Origin of the sequence: Shinella sp. HY16 (assembly GCF_028534175.1) — a bacterium.
Classification (GTDB): Bacteria; Pseudomonadota; Alphaproteobacteria; order Rhizobiales; family Rhizobiaceae; genus Shinella.
In genome coordinates, this window is record NZ_JAHYXL010000001.1 from 2472661 (window position 1) to 2488524 (window position 15864).

Annotated in this window: 16 protein-coding genes; 5 read left to right on the forward strand and 11 right to left on the reverse strand. The window is 63.3% G+C overall.

The window, feature by feature from the left end; translation table 11 throughout:
* The first annotated feature begins 37 nt into the window (after positions 1–37).
* The 5 genes from K0P03_RS12285 (at position 38) to K0P03_RS12305 (ending at position 4445) form a co-directional block, all read left to right on the forward strand.
* A complete protein-coding gene (locus tag K0P03_RS12285) occupies positions 38–841 on the forward strand; it encodes an ABC transporter substrate-binding protein (RefSeq protein WP_272789721.1) in 804 nt (267 codons plus the stop codon).
* Positions 842–966: 125 nt separating this feature from the next.
* Positions 967–1683: an amino acid ABC transporter permease gene (locus K0P03_RS12290; protein ID WP_245290220.1), complete on the forward strand. Its 717-nt coding sequence runs from the start codon at positions 967–969 to the stop codon at positions 1681–1683.
* 13 nt (positions 1684–1696) lie between these two features.
* Entirely contained in the window at positions 1697–2359 is a 663-nt protein-coding gene (locus tag K0P03_RS12295) for an amino acid ABC transporter permease (protein ID WP_130515179.1), read from the forward strand.
* 48 nt (positions 2360–2407) lie between these two features.
* Positions 2408–3136: an amino acid ABC transporter ATP-binding protein gene (locus K0P03_RS12300; protein WP_272789722.1), complete on the forward strand. Its 729-nt coding sequence runs from the start codon at positions 2408–2410 to the stop codon at positions 3134–3136.
* 34 nt (positions 3137–3170) lie between these two features.
* Positions 3171–4445 (forward strand): NAD(P)/FAD-dependent oxidoreductase, encoded by a 1275-nt coding sequence (locus K0P03_RS12305; protein ID WP_272789723.1) that lies wholly within the window; start codon positions 3171–3173, stop codon positions 4443–4445.
* Positions 4446–4564: 119 nt separating this feature from the next.
* Here the strand turns inward: K0P03_RS12305 and K0P03_RS12310 are convergent, their stop codons facing one another.
* From K0P03_RS12310 to K0P03_RS12360, 11 genes are all read right to left on the reverse strand, one after another.
* Entirely contained in the window at positions 4565–5839 is a 1275-nt protein-coding gene (locus K0P03_RS12310; protein ID WP_197283983.1) for an MATE family efflux transporter, read from the reverse strand.
* 161 nt (positions 5840–6000) lie between these two features.
* Positions 6001–7035, reverse strand: coding sequence for an L-threonine 3-dehydrogenase (gene tdh / locus K0P03_RS12315; RefSeq protein WP_272789724.1), 1035 nt, complete (start codon positions 7033–7035; stop codon positions 6001–6003).
* 114 nt (positions 7036–7149) lie between these two features.
* A complete protein-coding gene (locus K0P03_RS12320; RefSeq protein ID WP_272789725.1) occupies positions 7150–8340 on the reverse strand; it encodes a glycine C-acetyltransferase in 1191 nt (396 codons plus the stop codon).
* Between the two features lie 154 nt (positions 8341–8494).
* Positions 8495–9577, reverse strand: coding sequence for an NAD/NADP octopine/nopaline dehydrogenase family protein (locus tag K0P03_RS12325; RefSeq protein WP_023516847.1), 1083 nt, complete (start codon positions 9575–9577; stop codon positions 8495–8497).
* 48 nt (positions 9578–9625) lie between these two features.
* Positions 9626–10237 (reverse strand): helix-turn-helix domain-containing protein, encoded by a 612-nt coding sequence (locus K0P03_RS12330; protein ID WP_272789726.1) that lies wholly within the window; start codon positions 10235–10237, stop codon positions 9626–9628.
* A gap of 41 nt (positions 10238–10278) precedes the next feature.
* Entirely contained in the window at positions 10279–10854 is a 576-nt protein-coding gene (locus K0P03_RS12335) for a peroxidase-related enzyme (RefSeq protein WP_272789727.1), read from the reverse strand.
* On the reverse strand, positions 10851–11351 hold the full coding sequence (locus K0P03_RS12340; protein ID WP_050746844.1) for a CMD domain-containing protein: 501 nt from the start codon (positions 11349–11351) through the stop codon (positions 10851–10853). Before K0P03_RS12340 ends, K0P03_RS12335 begins: the two co-directional genes overlap by 4 nt.
* Positions 11352–11360: 9 nt before the next feature.
* Positions 11361–12854 carry an NAD(P)-binding domain-containing protein gene (locus tag K0P03_RS12345; RefSeq protein WP_272789728.1) on the reverse strand — a complete coding sequence of 498 codons (1494 nt, stop codon included), beginning with the start codon at positions 12852–12854 and terminating at the stop codon, positions 11361–11363.
* Positions 12855–12947: 93 nt separating this feature from the next.
* Complete coding sequence (locus K0P03_RS12350) at positions 12948–14033, reverse strand: ABC transporter ATP-binding protein (protein WP_050746843.1); 1086 nt, start codon at positions 14031–14033, stop codon at positions 12948–12950.
* On the reverse strand, positions 14033–14827 hold the full coding sequence (locus K0P03_RS12355) for an ABC transporter permease (protein WP_023515470.1): 795 nt from the start codon (positions 14825–14827) through the stop codon (positions 14033–14035). The genes K0P03_RS12350 and K0P03_RS12355 overlap by 1 nt, the downstream gene beginning before the upstream one ends.
* Complete coding sequence (locus K0P03_RS12360) at positions 14827–15813, reverse strand: ABC transporter permease (RefSeq protein ID WP_272789729.1); 987 nt, start codon at positions 15811–15813, stop codon at positions 14827–14829. The genes K0P03_RS12355 and K0P03_RS12360 overlap by 1 nt, the downstream gene beginning before the upstream one ends.
* Positions 15814–15864: the final 51 nt, after the last annotated feature.

Here is a 15864-nt window from a genome sequence, read left to right on the forward strand (position 1 = left end):
CGGGAGGTCCGGTATTTCAATAAATGGGAGAGGATGAATGAGCAAACTCAATGCGTTTGTTCTGACGGCGACGCTTGCCGTCATGACACAGGCCGCAGGTGCAACTTCGGTCAATGCCGGCACGCTGGACGACATCATTGCACGCGGCGAATTGCGCGTCGCAGTGCAAACCCAGGGGCCTCCCTTCTCGTTCATGGACAAGAGCGGCAACAGGACCGGCAGCGCCATCGATCTGACAACGCTGATGGCAAAGGAGATGGGCGTCAAGGTCGTCTATCTCGACTTCGACTGGGACGGCCTGCTGCCGGCGCTGATGTCCGGCAAGGCAGACATTCTCGCTGCAGACATGACGCCGACGCTGGCGCGCGCAACCAAAGTCGGTTTTACCAAGCCTTTCATTTATGTTGGCGCTGTCGCCTTCAGCAAGGGCGACGGTGCGTTCAAGACCGTCGAGGATTGCAGGGCGCCCGGCACGACGATCGCGGTGCTCCTCGGTTCGACCGGCGAGAAACTCGCTCCGGTGGCATTCCCGCAAGGTCAGGTCAAATCGTTCAAGGGCTCGGGTACGCTGCTCCTGGACGCGGTCGCTTCAGGCCAGGCTGATTGCGGACTGAACGACAGCTCGGCCGTCGCGGCGCAAACGGCCACATACGGTGCCGGCACGTTCACGGTTTTTCCGGACCTCCTTTCCAAGGAACCGCTGGCCTATGCCGTGCGATATGACTCGATGGATCTCCTTACCTGGGCAAACCTGTTCATCGACAACACCACGCTCGACGGGCGGCTTCAGGAAAACCTCAACTATTGGGTAAACTCGGACAAGTGGAAAGCCGAGCACTAGAGTCCGTCAGCGTCGTACTGAATCTGACAGCTTCAGCGTTCTTTGTTTTCGTTTGTCTTCTCGGGCAAGCCGGATTCCACTTTTCCCTGACAAACTCTCGTTCCGAGCGCCGACATCACGGGCGGATGACTGCCCGTGATCGCGCGCCGCATCCTGCCTTGAAAATCGGTGCCATGTTTGGAAACCTGAATACGCGTGTGATGCTGGAATATCTGCCGGACATCTGGCAGGGTTTTCTCGCGACGCTCCTGTTGTCGGCTGCCGGTTTTGCCGGGGCCATTGTTCTCGGCATCATTGCCTGCACTCTCAGCATCCAGCCGCTGCGCTGGCTCAAATGGCCTGCCGTGGCCTATGTCGATGCAATTCGCGCGACACCGTTGTTGGCGCAGCTCTACTTTCTGTATTTCGGATTGCCCCGCCTCGGCATTCTGGTGCCGGAAATCGTGATCGGGGTCATCGCGCTGTCCTTGAACTCCGGTGCCTACGTCGCCGAAATTGTCCGCTCGGGGATTCTCTCGATCCAGCGCGGGCAGATCGAGGCGGCGATGAGCACCGGGCTGACCTATCTGCAGCGCATGCGGTTGATTGTCCTTCCGCAAGCCGTGCGGCCCACGGTGTCGCCACTGATCGGCCAGGCCATCGTGCTGGTCAAGGACTCGTCCCTGCTGTCGCTCATCTCGGTGGTGGAGTTGACGCGCGCCGGGCAGATGATCGCCATCGATCGCTTCATGCCGGTCGAAGGCCTCGTTGCAACGGCACTTGCCTATCTCGTTTTGTACTACACCCTGAAAGCACTGGCGGGCCTTTGGGCACACCAGAGCCAGCATCCCGGCAAGGCCTGAGGGAGGAGCGGAGATGGTATGGTTCCAGATTGACCAGGCAATCGGCTACTGGCCCGTTTTGCTGAAGGGCATCGGCATGACGGTGTCGCTATCCGCGCTGAGCCTTGTCATAGGCGTTGCCGTCGGCTTCGCATTCGGCATCGTTCGCGCGGGATCGCAACGCTGGCTTTCGCAGCTGGTGGGTCTCTATGTGGATTTCTTTAGAGGCACGCCGTTCCTCGTCCAGGTGTTCCTCGTCTTTTTCATTCTGCCCGAAACGGGAATAGAATTGAGCGCCTTCTGGGCGGGCGTGGTCGCCCTGTCGAATGCCGCCGCCTGCTTCATCGGAGAGATCGTCGCATCAGGCATCAAAGCCGTACCGCCGGGGCAATCGGAAGCGGCGGCGGCCTCGGGTCTGACCCGCACCCAGCAGATGCGCCACGTCATCCTGCCGCAGGCCACCCGGATTGTGACCCCGTCCCTCGTCGGGCAGTTCGTGCTGTTGATCAAGGATTCGTCCGTCGTCTCCGCCATCGGCCTGCTGGATCTGACGCGGGCGGGCTGGGTGATGGTGCAGTCGATCCCCAACGGCCTTCTCGTCTTCGCGATCGTGGGCCTGTCGTACTTCGTGATCTGCTACCCGCTGATCTATCTGGCGCGCCGTATGGAAGGCCAGGGCCAGCCCACGGCCCTGTGACGGGAATGCCATGACTGTCACGACCTTGTTCCCACTGGATATCACCCCATGATCGAGTTTCAATCTCTCAACAAATGGTATGGCCCCCTGCACGTCCTGAACGATGTCAATCTCAGCGTTGGCAAGGGGGAGGTCGTCGTGGTCTGTGGCCCGTCCGGTTCGGGTAAAAGCACGCTGATCAGATGCGGCAATGGCCTGGAGACGTTTCAAAAAGGCGGCCTGACCGTCGATGGCGCAAGGCTCGGCACTCCTGAAACGCGGTTGCGCAATCTGCGGATGGAGGTCGGTTTCGTGTTCCAGCAGTTCAACCTGTATCCGCACAAAACTGCCCTGGAGAATGTGGTCCTCGCGCCGATCCACGTGCGCAAGCTTCCCAGAGCCGAGGCTGAGGCGCGCGGCCGGGCCCTGCTGGAAAAGGTCGGCCTCGGCGACAAGATGGGCAACTATCCCCATCAGCTCTCCGGCGGCCAGCAGCAACGGGTCGCTATCGTCAGGTCGCTGGCGATGCAGCCCAAAATCATGCTGTTCGATGAGCCGACCTCTGCGCTGGACCCCGAGATGATCAATGAAGTGCTGGATGTGATGGTGTCGCTCGCGCGGGAAGGCATGACGATGATGGTCGTGACTCACGAAATGGGTTTTGCCCGGCGGGTGGCCGATCGGGTTATCTTCATGGATCGCGGCGCCATCGTCGAAGCTGCAAAACCAGAGATATTCTTCACCGCGCCGCAAAACGACCGGACGCGGGATTTCCTCGGCAAGATCCTGCAGCACTAGGGTCGAAACCCTGTCAATTCGGGTGGGATGTTCCATGCAAACGCGTGTGAATGAAACTGCGCCTTTGGCGATTGCCATCGTTGGCGCGGGCATCGTGGGATGCGCGACCGCTTTCGCCCTGGCCCTCGACGGCCACAGGGTGACAGTGTTCGATCCTGACCTGCCGGGAGCCGGCACCTCCTCCGGCAATGCAGGCGGCATTGTTACCGGCTCCGTGACGCCGACTGCGACGCCGGATGTCCTGCGTGCCCTTCCGTCCTATCTGCTGGATCGGTCTTCCCCCGCGGTCCTTCGCATGCGCCATTCAATTCGCGTGCTGCCTTGGCTTGTGCGCTTCATCCGCGCCGCCAGGCCGGCCGAGGTCGATCGGATCTCGGCGGCACTCCATCCGCTCGTCTCGCAGTCCCTTGCCGCGCATCAAACCCTCGCGTCGCGATGCGGTGCCCAGTCGTTGATTGGCCAGGAGGGTTGGTTGAAGGTCTATGGCTCGCAACAGGAGTTCGAGACCACCGCGCTCGATCGCCGTCTGATGGATCGTTTTGGGGTTCGCTACACGATTCTCGACCGCAAGGCCCTGACCGATCTGGAGCCAAACCTCGACCCCTCCCTTTGCCTTTTCGGGCTTCATCAATTCGAGAGCGGCTTCGTGCGCAACCCCGGGGCCTTGGCCAAGGCCTATCTTGAAGGCGCGTCGCGATTGGGTGCCGTGCATTTGCGCCGGCATGTCAAAGGCGTTGCACGCGGGCCTCAAGCGGGCGCCACAGTCCATGCCGAGGACGGGGTGCGCAGTTTCGATCGTTTGGTCATTGCGGCAGGGGCCTGGTCGGCCAATTTGGTGCGGCAGGTCGGCGACCGCGTAAGCCTGGATACCGAGCGCGGATACCACATCGCATTCGGAGAAGAGACGGGCCGGCTGCTGCGCGGTCCGGTGGTCATCCCACGCTTGTCGCTGGTGCTTTCGCCGATGCACGACGGGGTTCGTCTGGTAAGTGGCGATGAACTCGCCGGGCTGAAGGCGCCGCCGAACTATTCCCGGATACGGGCACTCATCCCGTCGGCCAGAAGCGCTCTTCCTGCCTTGAAAGACAGAATGCCCGTAACCGAGTGGATGGGCTTCCGGCCATCCACACCGGACTCGCTGCCCGTGATCGGCCCGTCACCTCGCAACCCCGATGTTTTCTATGCATTCGGCCATGGCCATCTCGGATTGACGATGGCCGCACGCACGGCGGAACTGGTGCGCGACGGCATGACGGACCGTCGTTCGAAGCCGCAACTGGCGCCCTATCTGATCGACCGCTTTGGCTGAGTGCCGATTTGTGCCCAGAGCCGGTTCGCAGGCCAGTTCCCTCCATGGGTTTGCGCTCGCGGCCGGCAGCAGGAAACGGATCTCGCAGGGCGCCGCCGGTGGAGGTCGACCGCCTTCGTCTACATTTCGGAAAAAATGTGCTTCAGGTTCCGCCCCAGCGTCACGGTCCGCGCGACCATCAGCACGATCATCCCCATCCAAAGACCGTGGTTGCCCCAGATTTGCTGGAGGCCATAGGCCGACACGAGGAAGATGGCTGTCGAAATGAACATGCTGTTGCGCAGGTCCCGCGTGCGGATCGCGCCGATGAACACGCCGTCGAGCATGTAGCCGAAAACCGAGATGAGAGGCAGGGCGATGACGTAGGGCAGGAACTGGGTAGCTGTGGCGCGCACGTCCTCCTGATTGGTCAGAAGCGCGATGATCTGCGAGCCCGCCACGGCATAACAAAGCGAAAACAGGAGGGCGACCAGCCCCGACCAAAGGAATGCGGCCCTGATCACCCGGCGCAGCGCTTCCCGGCGACGTGCGCCGATCGCCGAGCCGACGAGCGTTTCCGTGGCATGCGCGAAGCCGTCGAGACCGTAGGACGTGATGCCGTGGAGGTTCAGGAGAACTGCGTTGGCGGCCAGGATGGCATCGCCTTCCGCAGCGCCGCTGCGGGCGAACCAGCCGAAGCAGATCAGGAGAAGCAGGCTGCGCAGGAATATGTCGCGGTTGACCGCGACCAGCCGGCGAAAGGCGGCTCCATCCAGCAGGTCCCGCCACGCCAGCGCAGGATTTGCCCTGAATGGCCGAACGATAGCCAGACCGATGATGAAGGCTGCCCACTCGGCAAGAGCGGTGCCGGCGCCGATACCGGCAACGCCCCAGTCGAAGACGAGGACGAGCGCCAGCGTCGCGGCCAGGTTGATCACGTTGAGGGCGATCTGAAGGGCAAGCGAAACCATCACGCGCTGGCGACCGAGGAGATAACCGAGCAGGACGAAGTTTCCAAGGGATGCGGGCGCCGACCAGATTCGGGCAAAGGCATATGCGGCGGCACTCTCGTAGACCGCCTCGCTTCCACCGAGAAGGGCAAGCCCGGTCTCGATGATCGGCTTCTGCAACAGGACGATGGCCCCGCCACCGGCCGCGGCGACGAGAAGGGCCCGCAGCAGGTGCTTGCGCACGAGGGCGCTGTCATCCGCGCCCCAGGCCTGGGCGACCAGACCGGTCGTCGCCATCCGCAGGAAGCTGAAGCTCCAGAAGAGGAAATTGAACAGCACCCCGCCCAGCGCCACGCCGCCCAGGAACCACGGCCCGGGAAGATGCCCCGCCACCATCGTATCGACCAGCGACAATACCGGCTGCGCCAGATTGGCCAGAATGATGGGAAGCGCCAGGGTGAGCATCCGGCGGTTCCAGTTTTCGTGTTGGTCGACAGGTAACGGAATGTTCATTGTTCGAAGGCCCCGGCGGAAACCAAACAGCGGCCGCGTCCGCCTGACCTGATGTCATCGCAATTTCGTGTGCCGGCGTTTCCGATCCGGCCCGCCGGCACGGTTTTCCGCGCTTACCAATCCATGACGACCTTGCCCGAACTGCCCGTGCGCATCGCCTCGAACCCTGCCTGATACTCATCGATGGCAATCCGGTGGGTGATCAGGCCGGAAACATCCAGGGGACCCTGAACCAGGGCGATCATCTTGTACCAGGTCTCGTACATCTCGCGGCCGTAGATGCCCTTGAGGTGCAGCATCTTGAAGATGACCTTGTTCCAGTCGATCTCGAATCCGGTCGGGGCGATGCCGAGAATGGCGATCTTGCCGCCATTGTTCATCGTGTCGATCATGTCGCGGAAGGCCGGTGCCGCGCCCGACATCTCGAGGCCGACGTCGAAACCTTCCGTCATGCCGATGGTCGGCATCACGTCCTTGAGCTTTTCCCGCGACGCATCGACGACGTAGCGCACGCCCATCTTGCGGGCGAGTTCCAGGCGGACCGGATTGATATCGGTGATGACGACCTTCCGCGCACCGGCACATTGGGCGACCAACGCCCCCATGATGCCGATCGGCCCTGCACCGGTGACGAGCACGTCCTCGCCGACGAGATCGAAGGACAGCGCGGTGTGCACGGCATTGCCGAGCGGATCGAAGATCGCGGCGATCTCATCCGGAACGTCATCCGGGATCGGCACGACATTCTCCTGCGGTATCGCGAGATATTCGGCAAAGGCGCCCGGCCGGTTGACGCCGACGCCCAGCGTGTTGCGGCACAGGTGCCCGCGGCCCGCACGGCAGTTGCGGCAATGGCCGCAGACGATGTGCCCCTCGCCCGAAACCCGTTGCCCGACCTTGTACTGCGTGACAGCCGACCCGAAATCCGCGATCGTGCCGACGAATTCGTGGCCCGTCACCATCTGGACCGGAACGGTCTTCTGCGCCCACTGGTCCCAGTTGTAGATGTGGACATCGGTCCCGCAGATCGCGGTCTTCCGGATCTTGATCAGGACGTCGTTCGGGCCGATGTCCGGAACGGGAACCTCCTCCATCCAGATTCCCGGCTCGGACTTCGCCTTCACCAGCGCTCGCATTGTGTTCGACATGTCTTCGTCTCAGCCCTTCGTGGCTCACGCCGCCCCGCAAACGGGGCCGTATCTGTTTCAGAATGGGCCGGCAGCACCGCCGCTTCCAGAAGGCGGCTGCCGGCAACCTGCCGTTTATCCGATCACGCCGAGCTCACGCCCGACCTCCGCGAAGACGTCGATGGCCTTGCGGACATCCGCCTCGCCGTGCGCCGCCGACATCTGGGTGCGGATGCGCGCCTGGCCGCGCGGCACGACCGGGAAGGAAAAGCCGATCACATAGACGCCCCGCGCCAGCATGCGCGAGGCCATCTCCTGCGCCAGCGCTGCATCTCCCAGCATGACCGGGATGATCGGATGCCCCTCGCCCGCAAGTGTGAAACCGAGTTTGGTCATCTCCCTGCGGAACAGATCCGCATTGGCATAGAGCCGCCGCCGCAGCGCATCGCCATTGTCGATCAGGTCGAACACCTTCAGCGAGGCCGCCGCGATGACAGGGGCCAGCGTGTTGGAGAAGAGATAGGGCCGCGAGCGCTGGCGCAGCCACTCCACCACTTCCCTCCGGCCCGACGTATAGCCGCCGGACGCCCCGCCCAGCGCCTTGCCCAGCGTGCCGGTGATGATGTCGATGCGCCCTTCCACGCCGCAATGTTCGGCCGAGCCGCGGCCGTGCCTGCCGACGAAACCCACCGCATGGCTGTCGTCCACCATGACCATGGCGCCGTATCTTTCCGCAAGGTCGCAGACGCCGCCGAGATTGGCGATGATGCCGTCCATGGAAAAGACGCCGTCGGTGGCGATCATCTTGAAGCGGCTGCCTTCCGCCTTCTTCAGTTCCTCCTCCAGCGCCGCCATGTCGTTGTTGGCATAGCGGAAGCGCTTCGCCTTGGAGAGGCGCACGCCGTCGATGATCGAGGCATGGTTCAAGGCATCGGAGATGATGGCGTCCTCTTCGCCGAGCAGGGTCTCGAAGAGACCGCCATTGGCATCGAAGCAGGAGGAATAGAGGATGGTGTCCTCCAGCCCGAGGAAGGACGAGATGCGGGCCTCGAGTTCCTTGTGCTCCTCCTGCGTGCCGCAGATGAAGCGCACCGAGGCCATGCCGTAGCCGTAGCGGTCGAGCGCCCTTTTGCCGGCCTCGGCCAGTTCCGCGTTGTCGGCAAGGCCGAGATAGTTGTTGGCGCAGAAGTTCAGCACGCGCTCACCCGAGGCAACGGCGATCTCGCCGGCCTGCCTGGAGGTGATCACCCGCTCGGCCTTGTAAAGGCCCGCGGTTTTGAGAGCATCAATTTCCTGGGAGAGATGGGACAAAAAGGCGGTGTTCATGGGGAATAAAGACCTCGTTCCAGCATCGGCCCCTTGCGGCACGGCATCGGATATCATGGTGGCAAGCGGAAGGGAGCACGGTGCCGTTCGCCGGCATCATGTTCCCTTTGCCCGCCACGGACGCATGGCCGTGGCGGGCAGATGAAAGTGGCCGTCAGGCGGCTGCCGGGAACCCGTCGCGGCACAGACCCTTGAGCTCGTCCAGCGACATCGCATCGAGATCGAGGGCATTGAGAAGGTCGTTCTCTGCGGTGAAATCTCGGCCGTACATCGACGAGAAAATACGAACGCCGGCTTCATGCAGGTCCGCGGGATGGCCCGCGAGACGCCCGATCTTCGCCGTCATGACGAGACCGAAGGGAACGTCCTCCGTCACATAGCGGCTGTCGGCGGTGGTGGGACCGCTGCCGCCATTGCCGGCCGCGTGCATCTCCTGGTTCATCTGGGAGATGGAGTTGACCGGCACATGGAACGACAGGTGGAAATGCTGGAAGATATCGCGCACTTCCAGGCCGAGCTTCGTGGCGATGGCGATGCGCTCCTTGTCGAGGTCTTCGAGGAGACGACCGACATTCGGCGTGACATTCTGCCCCTGGCTCCACGTCTCGCCGCGCTCCATGCGGGTCATGTTGCCGAGCGCAATGCCCATGTGGTTCTGCGGATTGAGGTTGGAGAGCGCAATCGCCAGCAGGCTGCCCCGGTCACGGAAACGGTCGCCGAACAGGGACCGGCAGACGGAGAGCCCCACGTCGCTGGCCGAGGCCGGCACCGTCGCGAGATCGACCTGCTTGCGGATTGTATTCACATTGACCGACGTCTGGCTCAACTGCCGACCCGAGACGGCGGTGGTGCCCCATGCGACAATCGGGATGACGATGCCGCGCGCGGCCAGCAGGCGGGAGAGATACAGCGCGCCGAACGACGCATGCGAGCTGAAGATGACGATCTGCGAGGAGGTGATGTGCGGGGCAATGGCGTCCAGCACGGTCTTGTGGCCATAGGCAGGCAGGGCGATGACGAGCGCTTCTGCCCCCGCGACCAGCTCCGCGGCGCTGGTTGCGACAGCCGGGTGGAAGGTGCCCTGGATCGCACCTTCCGCGACAAGCGCTTCACCGCTGGCAAGCGCGCGCGTGCGTTCGCCGGAAGGCGACCACAGCGTCACCTCGTGTCCCTGCTGCTCGACGAGTGCCGCCGTTCCAAAAGCGATCGAACCCGCTCCGACAATTCCTGTCCGCATCGATAATTCCTTTCTGCTTAATCATGGTTTCGGCCGTGGGGCCGATCGTTACTTCGGGCGTGTCGATGCCCTCGGCGTGTGCGGCCCGACATCACCGGACGCCACGACGAGAAACGCACCGGCTCCCACAGCGCCGACGCTTGTCAGCGAATGCGGCACGTCGGCGGCATAGCGCGCCGTCTCGCCGGCGCGCACGATCATGGTGTTTCCCGCGCTGCGCACGATAATCTCGCCCTTGGTGCAGTGCAGATGCTCGACGGTTCCGGTTTCGTGCGGGTCGCTCACCAGCTCCCCCTCGGCCTCGAAACTCAGGAGATACCACTCGATCAGCGACACCATGCTGGCCGGCGACAGGATTTGCAGCGTGCACGTTCCGTCCGCGCTGCGGATGGTCGGCGTCAGATTGCCCGGCTGCAGGTCGATGACGGAGCCGCTGCGCTCCTCGCTTGCGCCGCTGACCAGACTGTTGAAGTCGATCTTGAGCGCGCGTGTCAGGTGCCACAGGGTGCCGTAGGTGGGGTTGGCATTGCCGCGTTCTATTTCCGACAGCATCGAGCGTGAAACGCCCGACAGGGCCGCCAGTTCGGCAAGGGTCAGATTCAGCTCCTTGCGATAGGCCTGCAGGCGCGGTCCGATTTCGGGCGGATTGATCGAAAGCATGCACTGTCCCCCTCTGGCTGCCTCATGGGCATCTCGAACAATCATTCCCCGACCGGCTCGCCGAGCGTGTGCATCAGCCGGTTGGCCCAGCCGAACAAGGCGGTCGACAGGATGAGGTCGAGGATTTCGTCCTTGTTCAAACCGGCTGCGACCAAAGCCGCCATGTCGTCGGCGGTCGCATCGGATGGGCATTTCGAAAGCTTGACCGCAAAATTCAGGATCGCCTTGAGCCTGGGCTCGATCTGCGCATCGACGCCATGGGCGAAAATCGCCGCGATGACATCGATCTCCTTGGTCAGCTGGTTGTAGCGGCTGGCATGCACCGCCGCGCAATAGATGCAGCGGTTGACGATCGAGGCGCCGACAGCGCCAAGCTCGCGTTCGGCGCGCGAAAGCCCGCCGCGATTGTACATGACGGCGTTGAACAGCGGCGAGCGGTGCTTCAACGTCTCGACGTCATGCGCCAGCACCAGCACATAGTCGGAAACCTTGGTATTGGACGGCGTGATCTTCAGCGCGTCGAGCTGCTCGTTCGTCGCTTCGGCTAGATCCAGCGGAACCACATAGGGGTTCCACTGCGGAACGTCGGTCGTGAATTCGTGTATCGTCTTGCTCATGCCAGCCCCCGCATCAATTGCAGGCCAACCGCGACCCGGATCTGATAGCTGACGAAGGCGACGAGCTCCGAGAGCCTGACGATGTCGGCATCGCCGATCCCGGCTTCCCGGAGCAGTTCGATATCGCGGCGCGTCGCATCCTTTGGCGAATGTGCCACCAGATCGACATGGCGGATCAACGCCCGGGCCCGCGCATCGCTGCCGCCGTCGAACCAGATGTCGGCCATGCGTGCGGCGTCTTCCGGCATTCCGGCTTTCTCCAGCATGGCCTCGAAGTGATCCTCGAACGCCTTCTGGTCGTTGATCTTCGCAATCCGCAAGGCGAGCGCGGCCCGCTCTGCGTGCGACAGTCCGCCGGGATCCGCCGGTGTGAGCGCGCCATCATGCGTCTGCTGGGTCAGTGCCATGATGTCGGCGCGGCCGGCCACCGTTTCGGCCAAGGCGCTGCCCGGCTCGATCCCGACGATTGCGGCAATCACGTCCTCGTTCTCAGCCATTCCGTCCTCCTATGCCTGCTTGCGGTCGTCAAGGGTTTCGCCGTCCGGCAAGGGCGACGCGGTCCATTCGTCGCCGCGCAGTTCGGGCGTGTCGTAGTCGAGCAACCGCTGCCAGTACTGGCCGAAGTTTTCCTCATAGAGCTTGGCGGCAATCTCGCGCGCCAGCCAGGACGCGCCTTCGCTGATGCCCGGAATGTCCCCGCTCACCTTGCCGAGGCTGGCCGCTGCGCCCGAATTGAAGCTGTGGATGTTGGCAAGCCAGGGCGCATCACCGGGCACACGCTCGAGGAAAGTGAAATCCTCGGCGAGATAAGGGAACTTGCCGAGCTGCTCGTTCTCCTGCCCCGGCGGCGGCGTGAAGCGATCCTGCCACAACAGGATCTTGTCGGCATAGCCGTCGAGTTCCTTGCGGGCCAGCGGATCAACCCCGAAACCCGTCCCCAGAATAAGGAAGTCGGCGCGCACGGGCTTGCCCTGCGACGTGCCGACAACGATCTCGTCGCCGTCGAGCTCCACCGTCTCGACCGCGGCGTCGAAATGGAAATAGGCGTTCGGATGGCGGCTGACCCGCATCGTCGAGCCGCGCGGCGCCGGTGTCTGGGTCCGCAAGGAATAGTTCATGATCTGCCAGCGCCGGGCGTCGCCGAGCTGCGGGAAAGCGGCGGTGAAACCGAACGAGCCGATGCCCATCAGTTTGTTGATGCACGGCATTTCCTTGCGCCGGATGAGATGGCGAACCTCGGCTGCGCCGGCCTCCAGGGCTTCGGCGGCATTGTCGACCGCCGACGCCCCGACACCGACAACGACGACGCGTTTGCCGCGCAGGGCAGCAAAATCGATGTCATGCGAGGAATGCGCCCAGTATGTCTCCGGCAAGCCGTTGACGAAATCCGGAATGCTGGGGTGCCCCATGCCGTCGCGCCCGGTCGCCATGACAACCTTGCGGGCGAGCACGGAGGTCTCCCGGGCGCCCTTGCCCGAGGTCATCAGCCGCATCAGCGCCCCCTCGGGCCGGATCGCGGTCACCTCGACATTGTTCTCGACCGGCAGCTCGAGCACCTTGCGATACCAGCGCAGATACTCCATCCACATCGGACGCGGGATCTTGTCGAGCGCAGCCCAGGCGTCGTTGCCGAACTGGGCGACGTACCAGGCACGGAATGTGAGCGATGCCATGCCGTAGGCCGGACCGGTCAGCTGCTTGGGCGAGCGCAACGTTTCCATGCGCGCATAGGTCAGCCACGGCCCTTCGAGACCCGGCTCGCTGCGATCGAAGATGCGGATGTTGCGAATGCCGGCGCCGATCAGCGCAAAGCCGGTAACGAGGCCGCACATGCCGCCACCGATGACGACGACATCGTGAACCGGTTCTGCGAGAGGCGTCGGCACGACCCAGTTTGCCGGGGGATAACAAAGGCAGGCGAGATCGTCGCGGACACGCCGTTCCAGCTCCGGCAGGCTCGTAGCTGCAGATTGAATCGGCATATCAACGTCATAAGCCATGGTTCACCTCCCTCGCCCGGTGGAGCTTTTCGCTCGCATCGGCCGCCTTGCTTCCGGACGCCCCGCACCGTTTGGGTGCGGGGCGCTGTTCGTCTAGGTGTTCGCGCGCCGGTCGGGGATGACCGTCGCAGTCTCGGGCTTCCAGCCGAGCCAGACGTCCTCGCCGTCGAGCTGCTCGACCTCGCTCGGGTGAACCAGGGTGTTCAGCAGGGCGCCGTCGCCGACCTGGACCATCATCGAGGTGTGATTGCCCTTGAACACCCGCTGGCGGATCTTGCCCTTGATGCGGTTGGCAGTTGCCGGCTCGCTCGCAGAGCAATGAATGGCCTCGGGACGCAGGACGACGTAGAGATTGTCGCCGACCTTCGGCGCCAGCCCGCCGGGATTCGCCTTGATGGTGACGCCGTTCCAGTTCAGCGCGGCCACGCCGTCCTCAAAGCCGAGAACGGCACTGCGCAGCAGATTGGTCTCGCCGATGAAGTTGGCGACGAAGACCGAACCGGGACGCCCGTACAGCGTGTTGGGATCGCCCATCTGTTCGATGCGGCCCTTGTTCATGACCACGATCGTGTCCGACATCGTCAGCGCCTCCTCCTGATCGTGGGTCACGAACATGAAGGTCTTGCCGGTCTTCTCCTGAATGGCCTTGAGCTCGATCTGCATCTGCTGGCGCAGCTTGGCGTCGAGCGCCGACAGCGGCTCGTCGAGCAGCAGCACGTCCGGATCCGGCGCCAGTGCCCGCATGAGCGCCACGCGCTGGCGCTGGCCGCCGGACAATTCCGCCGGCAGGCGCTTGGCATAGTCCTGAAGCTGAACCAGCTCCAGCAGTTCGCAGACCCGGCGATGGATCCTCGCGTTATCAAGCCCCTTCAGCTCGAGGCCGAAGGCGATGTTCTTGGCAACGGTCATGTGCGGGAAGAGGGCATAGTCCTGGAAGACGATGTTGACGTTGCGCTTGTTCGGCGGCACCCGCGTGACGTCCTTGCCGCTGAGCAGGATGCGTCCGGATGTCGGCGTCTCGAAACCGCCGAGCATGCGCAGCGACGTGGATTTGCCGCATCCGGAGGGGCCAAGAAGCGTGACGAACTTGCCCGGCTCGATGCTCAGGTTCAGGTTCTCGACGGCGACATAGCCGCCATAGCTCTTGGTGACATTGTCGAATTGAACAACGGGTTCCATCAGCGGGTCCTCGCGCGGCGGGTGAAGTATTCGGCGTACAGTCCGACGGCAGCCGTAACCACGAGAACGAGCGTCGCCATTGCGTTGATCTCGGGAGACATGCCGCCCTGCACCTTGGCGAAGATCAGCATGGGCAAGGTCGGGCGATAACCGCCGAGGAAGAAGGTGCGGACGAAGTCGTCGATCGACAGCAGCACGCAGAAGATCATGCCGCCGACAAGCGCCGGCTTGAGGTACGGCAGCGTCACGCGGAAGAAGGCGACGATGCTGTCGGCGCCAAGGTCGCGGGCCGCATCGACGAGATTGCCCGGCATCGAGCGCAGGCGGGTCAGCGCCATGACGACCACGAAGGGCACGGCATGAACGGTATGGCCGAGGATGATGGCCGCCGTTCCCGTCGGCAGGTCGATGGTCGAGATGAAGATGCGAAGAGAGATCGCCGAGATCATGCCCGGCACGACCGCCGGCAGGCAGGCGAGCGCGAAGAGCACGACCTGACCGCGAATGCCGTCGGCAACGATGAGCATGGCGATCCAGACGCCGAGGGTGGTCGCCGCAAGCGTCGCCGCCGCCGCGATCATGATCGAATAGAGGCAGGCTTCCAGGAACTGCTTGTCCTGCATCACCTTGATGTACCAGTCGAACGTCCATTCGCCGATCGGGAAGGCGACGAAGTTCGCATCCTTGAAGCTCATTGCCATCATCAGCGTGAGCGGCAGAAGCAGGTAGAGAATGAAGGCCCAGTAGAACGCCGTGAGCGTTGTGCGCGGGACATCGGAAAACAGGGTGCGCATCAGATTGCCCTCCGTTTGCGCCCGCCGACCAGCCGCATGAAGATGGCGGCGGCGATAAGTGCGGTCACCAGCATGATCAGGGCGAAGGCGGCGCCGACCGGCCACTTGTCGCTGGCGCCATGGAAGAAGCCGCTGATCGTTTCAGGAAAGAGTACGGTGTTGGGGCCGCCGAGCAGCATGGGTGTCGCAAAGACCCCGATGCAGGTCAGGAAGACCAGGCAGCAGCCGGACACGATGCCGTCGCGCGACAGCGGCAGAATGATCCGGCGGAAGCGAGTGAAGGGGCCCGCGCCGAGATCCGCAGCCGCATCGAGCAGCGGCGACGGGATCTTTTCGATCGCCGAGTAGAGCGGCAGCAGCATGTAGAGGCAGATCAGGTAGACGAGGCCGAAGCCCAGCGAGAACGACGTATAGAGCATCGGGATCGGCCGGTCGATCAGGCCGATGTCACGCAGCAGCACGTTGAGCGCACCACGATTGGCGAGCAGCATGATCACGGAGAACGTCCGGATGAGCTCGCCGGCCCAGAACGGCACCAGAAGCAGCAGAAGCGCTTTGGAACGGCCCTCCGGCCTGACGATCTTGGCAACGTAGTAGGCCACGGGATAGACCACGACGAGGGTCAGCGCCGTTGCACCCGTCGCAAAGACGAAGCTTCGGATCAGGGGCGTGAAGTAGATCGCCTCACGGAAGAAAATGGCGTAGTTTTCGAGCGTGAAGTGCGACTCCCCGCCCGGCTGGACGGGGTATTGCGACAGAAGGCTGATCTTCAGCATCTGATAGATCGGCCCGACATGCAGCATGATCAGCCAGATCAGCGGCACGCCGGCCAGAAGCAGGACGCGGCCGATCCGTGATTCCACCGCCGCCCCGAGCGTGTGTCGATAGAGCGCGGAATTGACCACCTTCGCTATGCCGGTGGAGTATTTCGGTACGGCCGTGTCGTGCGCCGTGCCGTATCCGGCTGTCGTGTTGCTACTCACCATTGGACAATCTCGGTTGGCGCAGAGCGACCGTGACCGCGCGGCAAGGCCGGC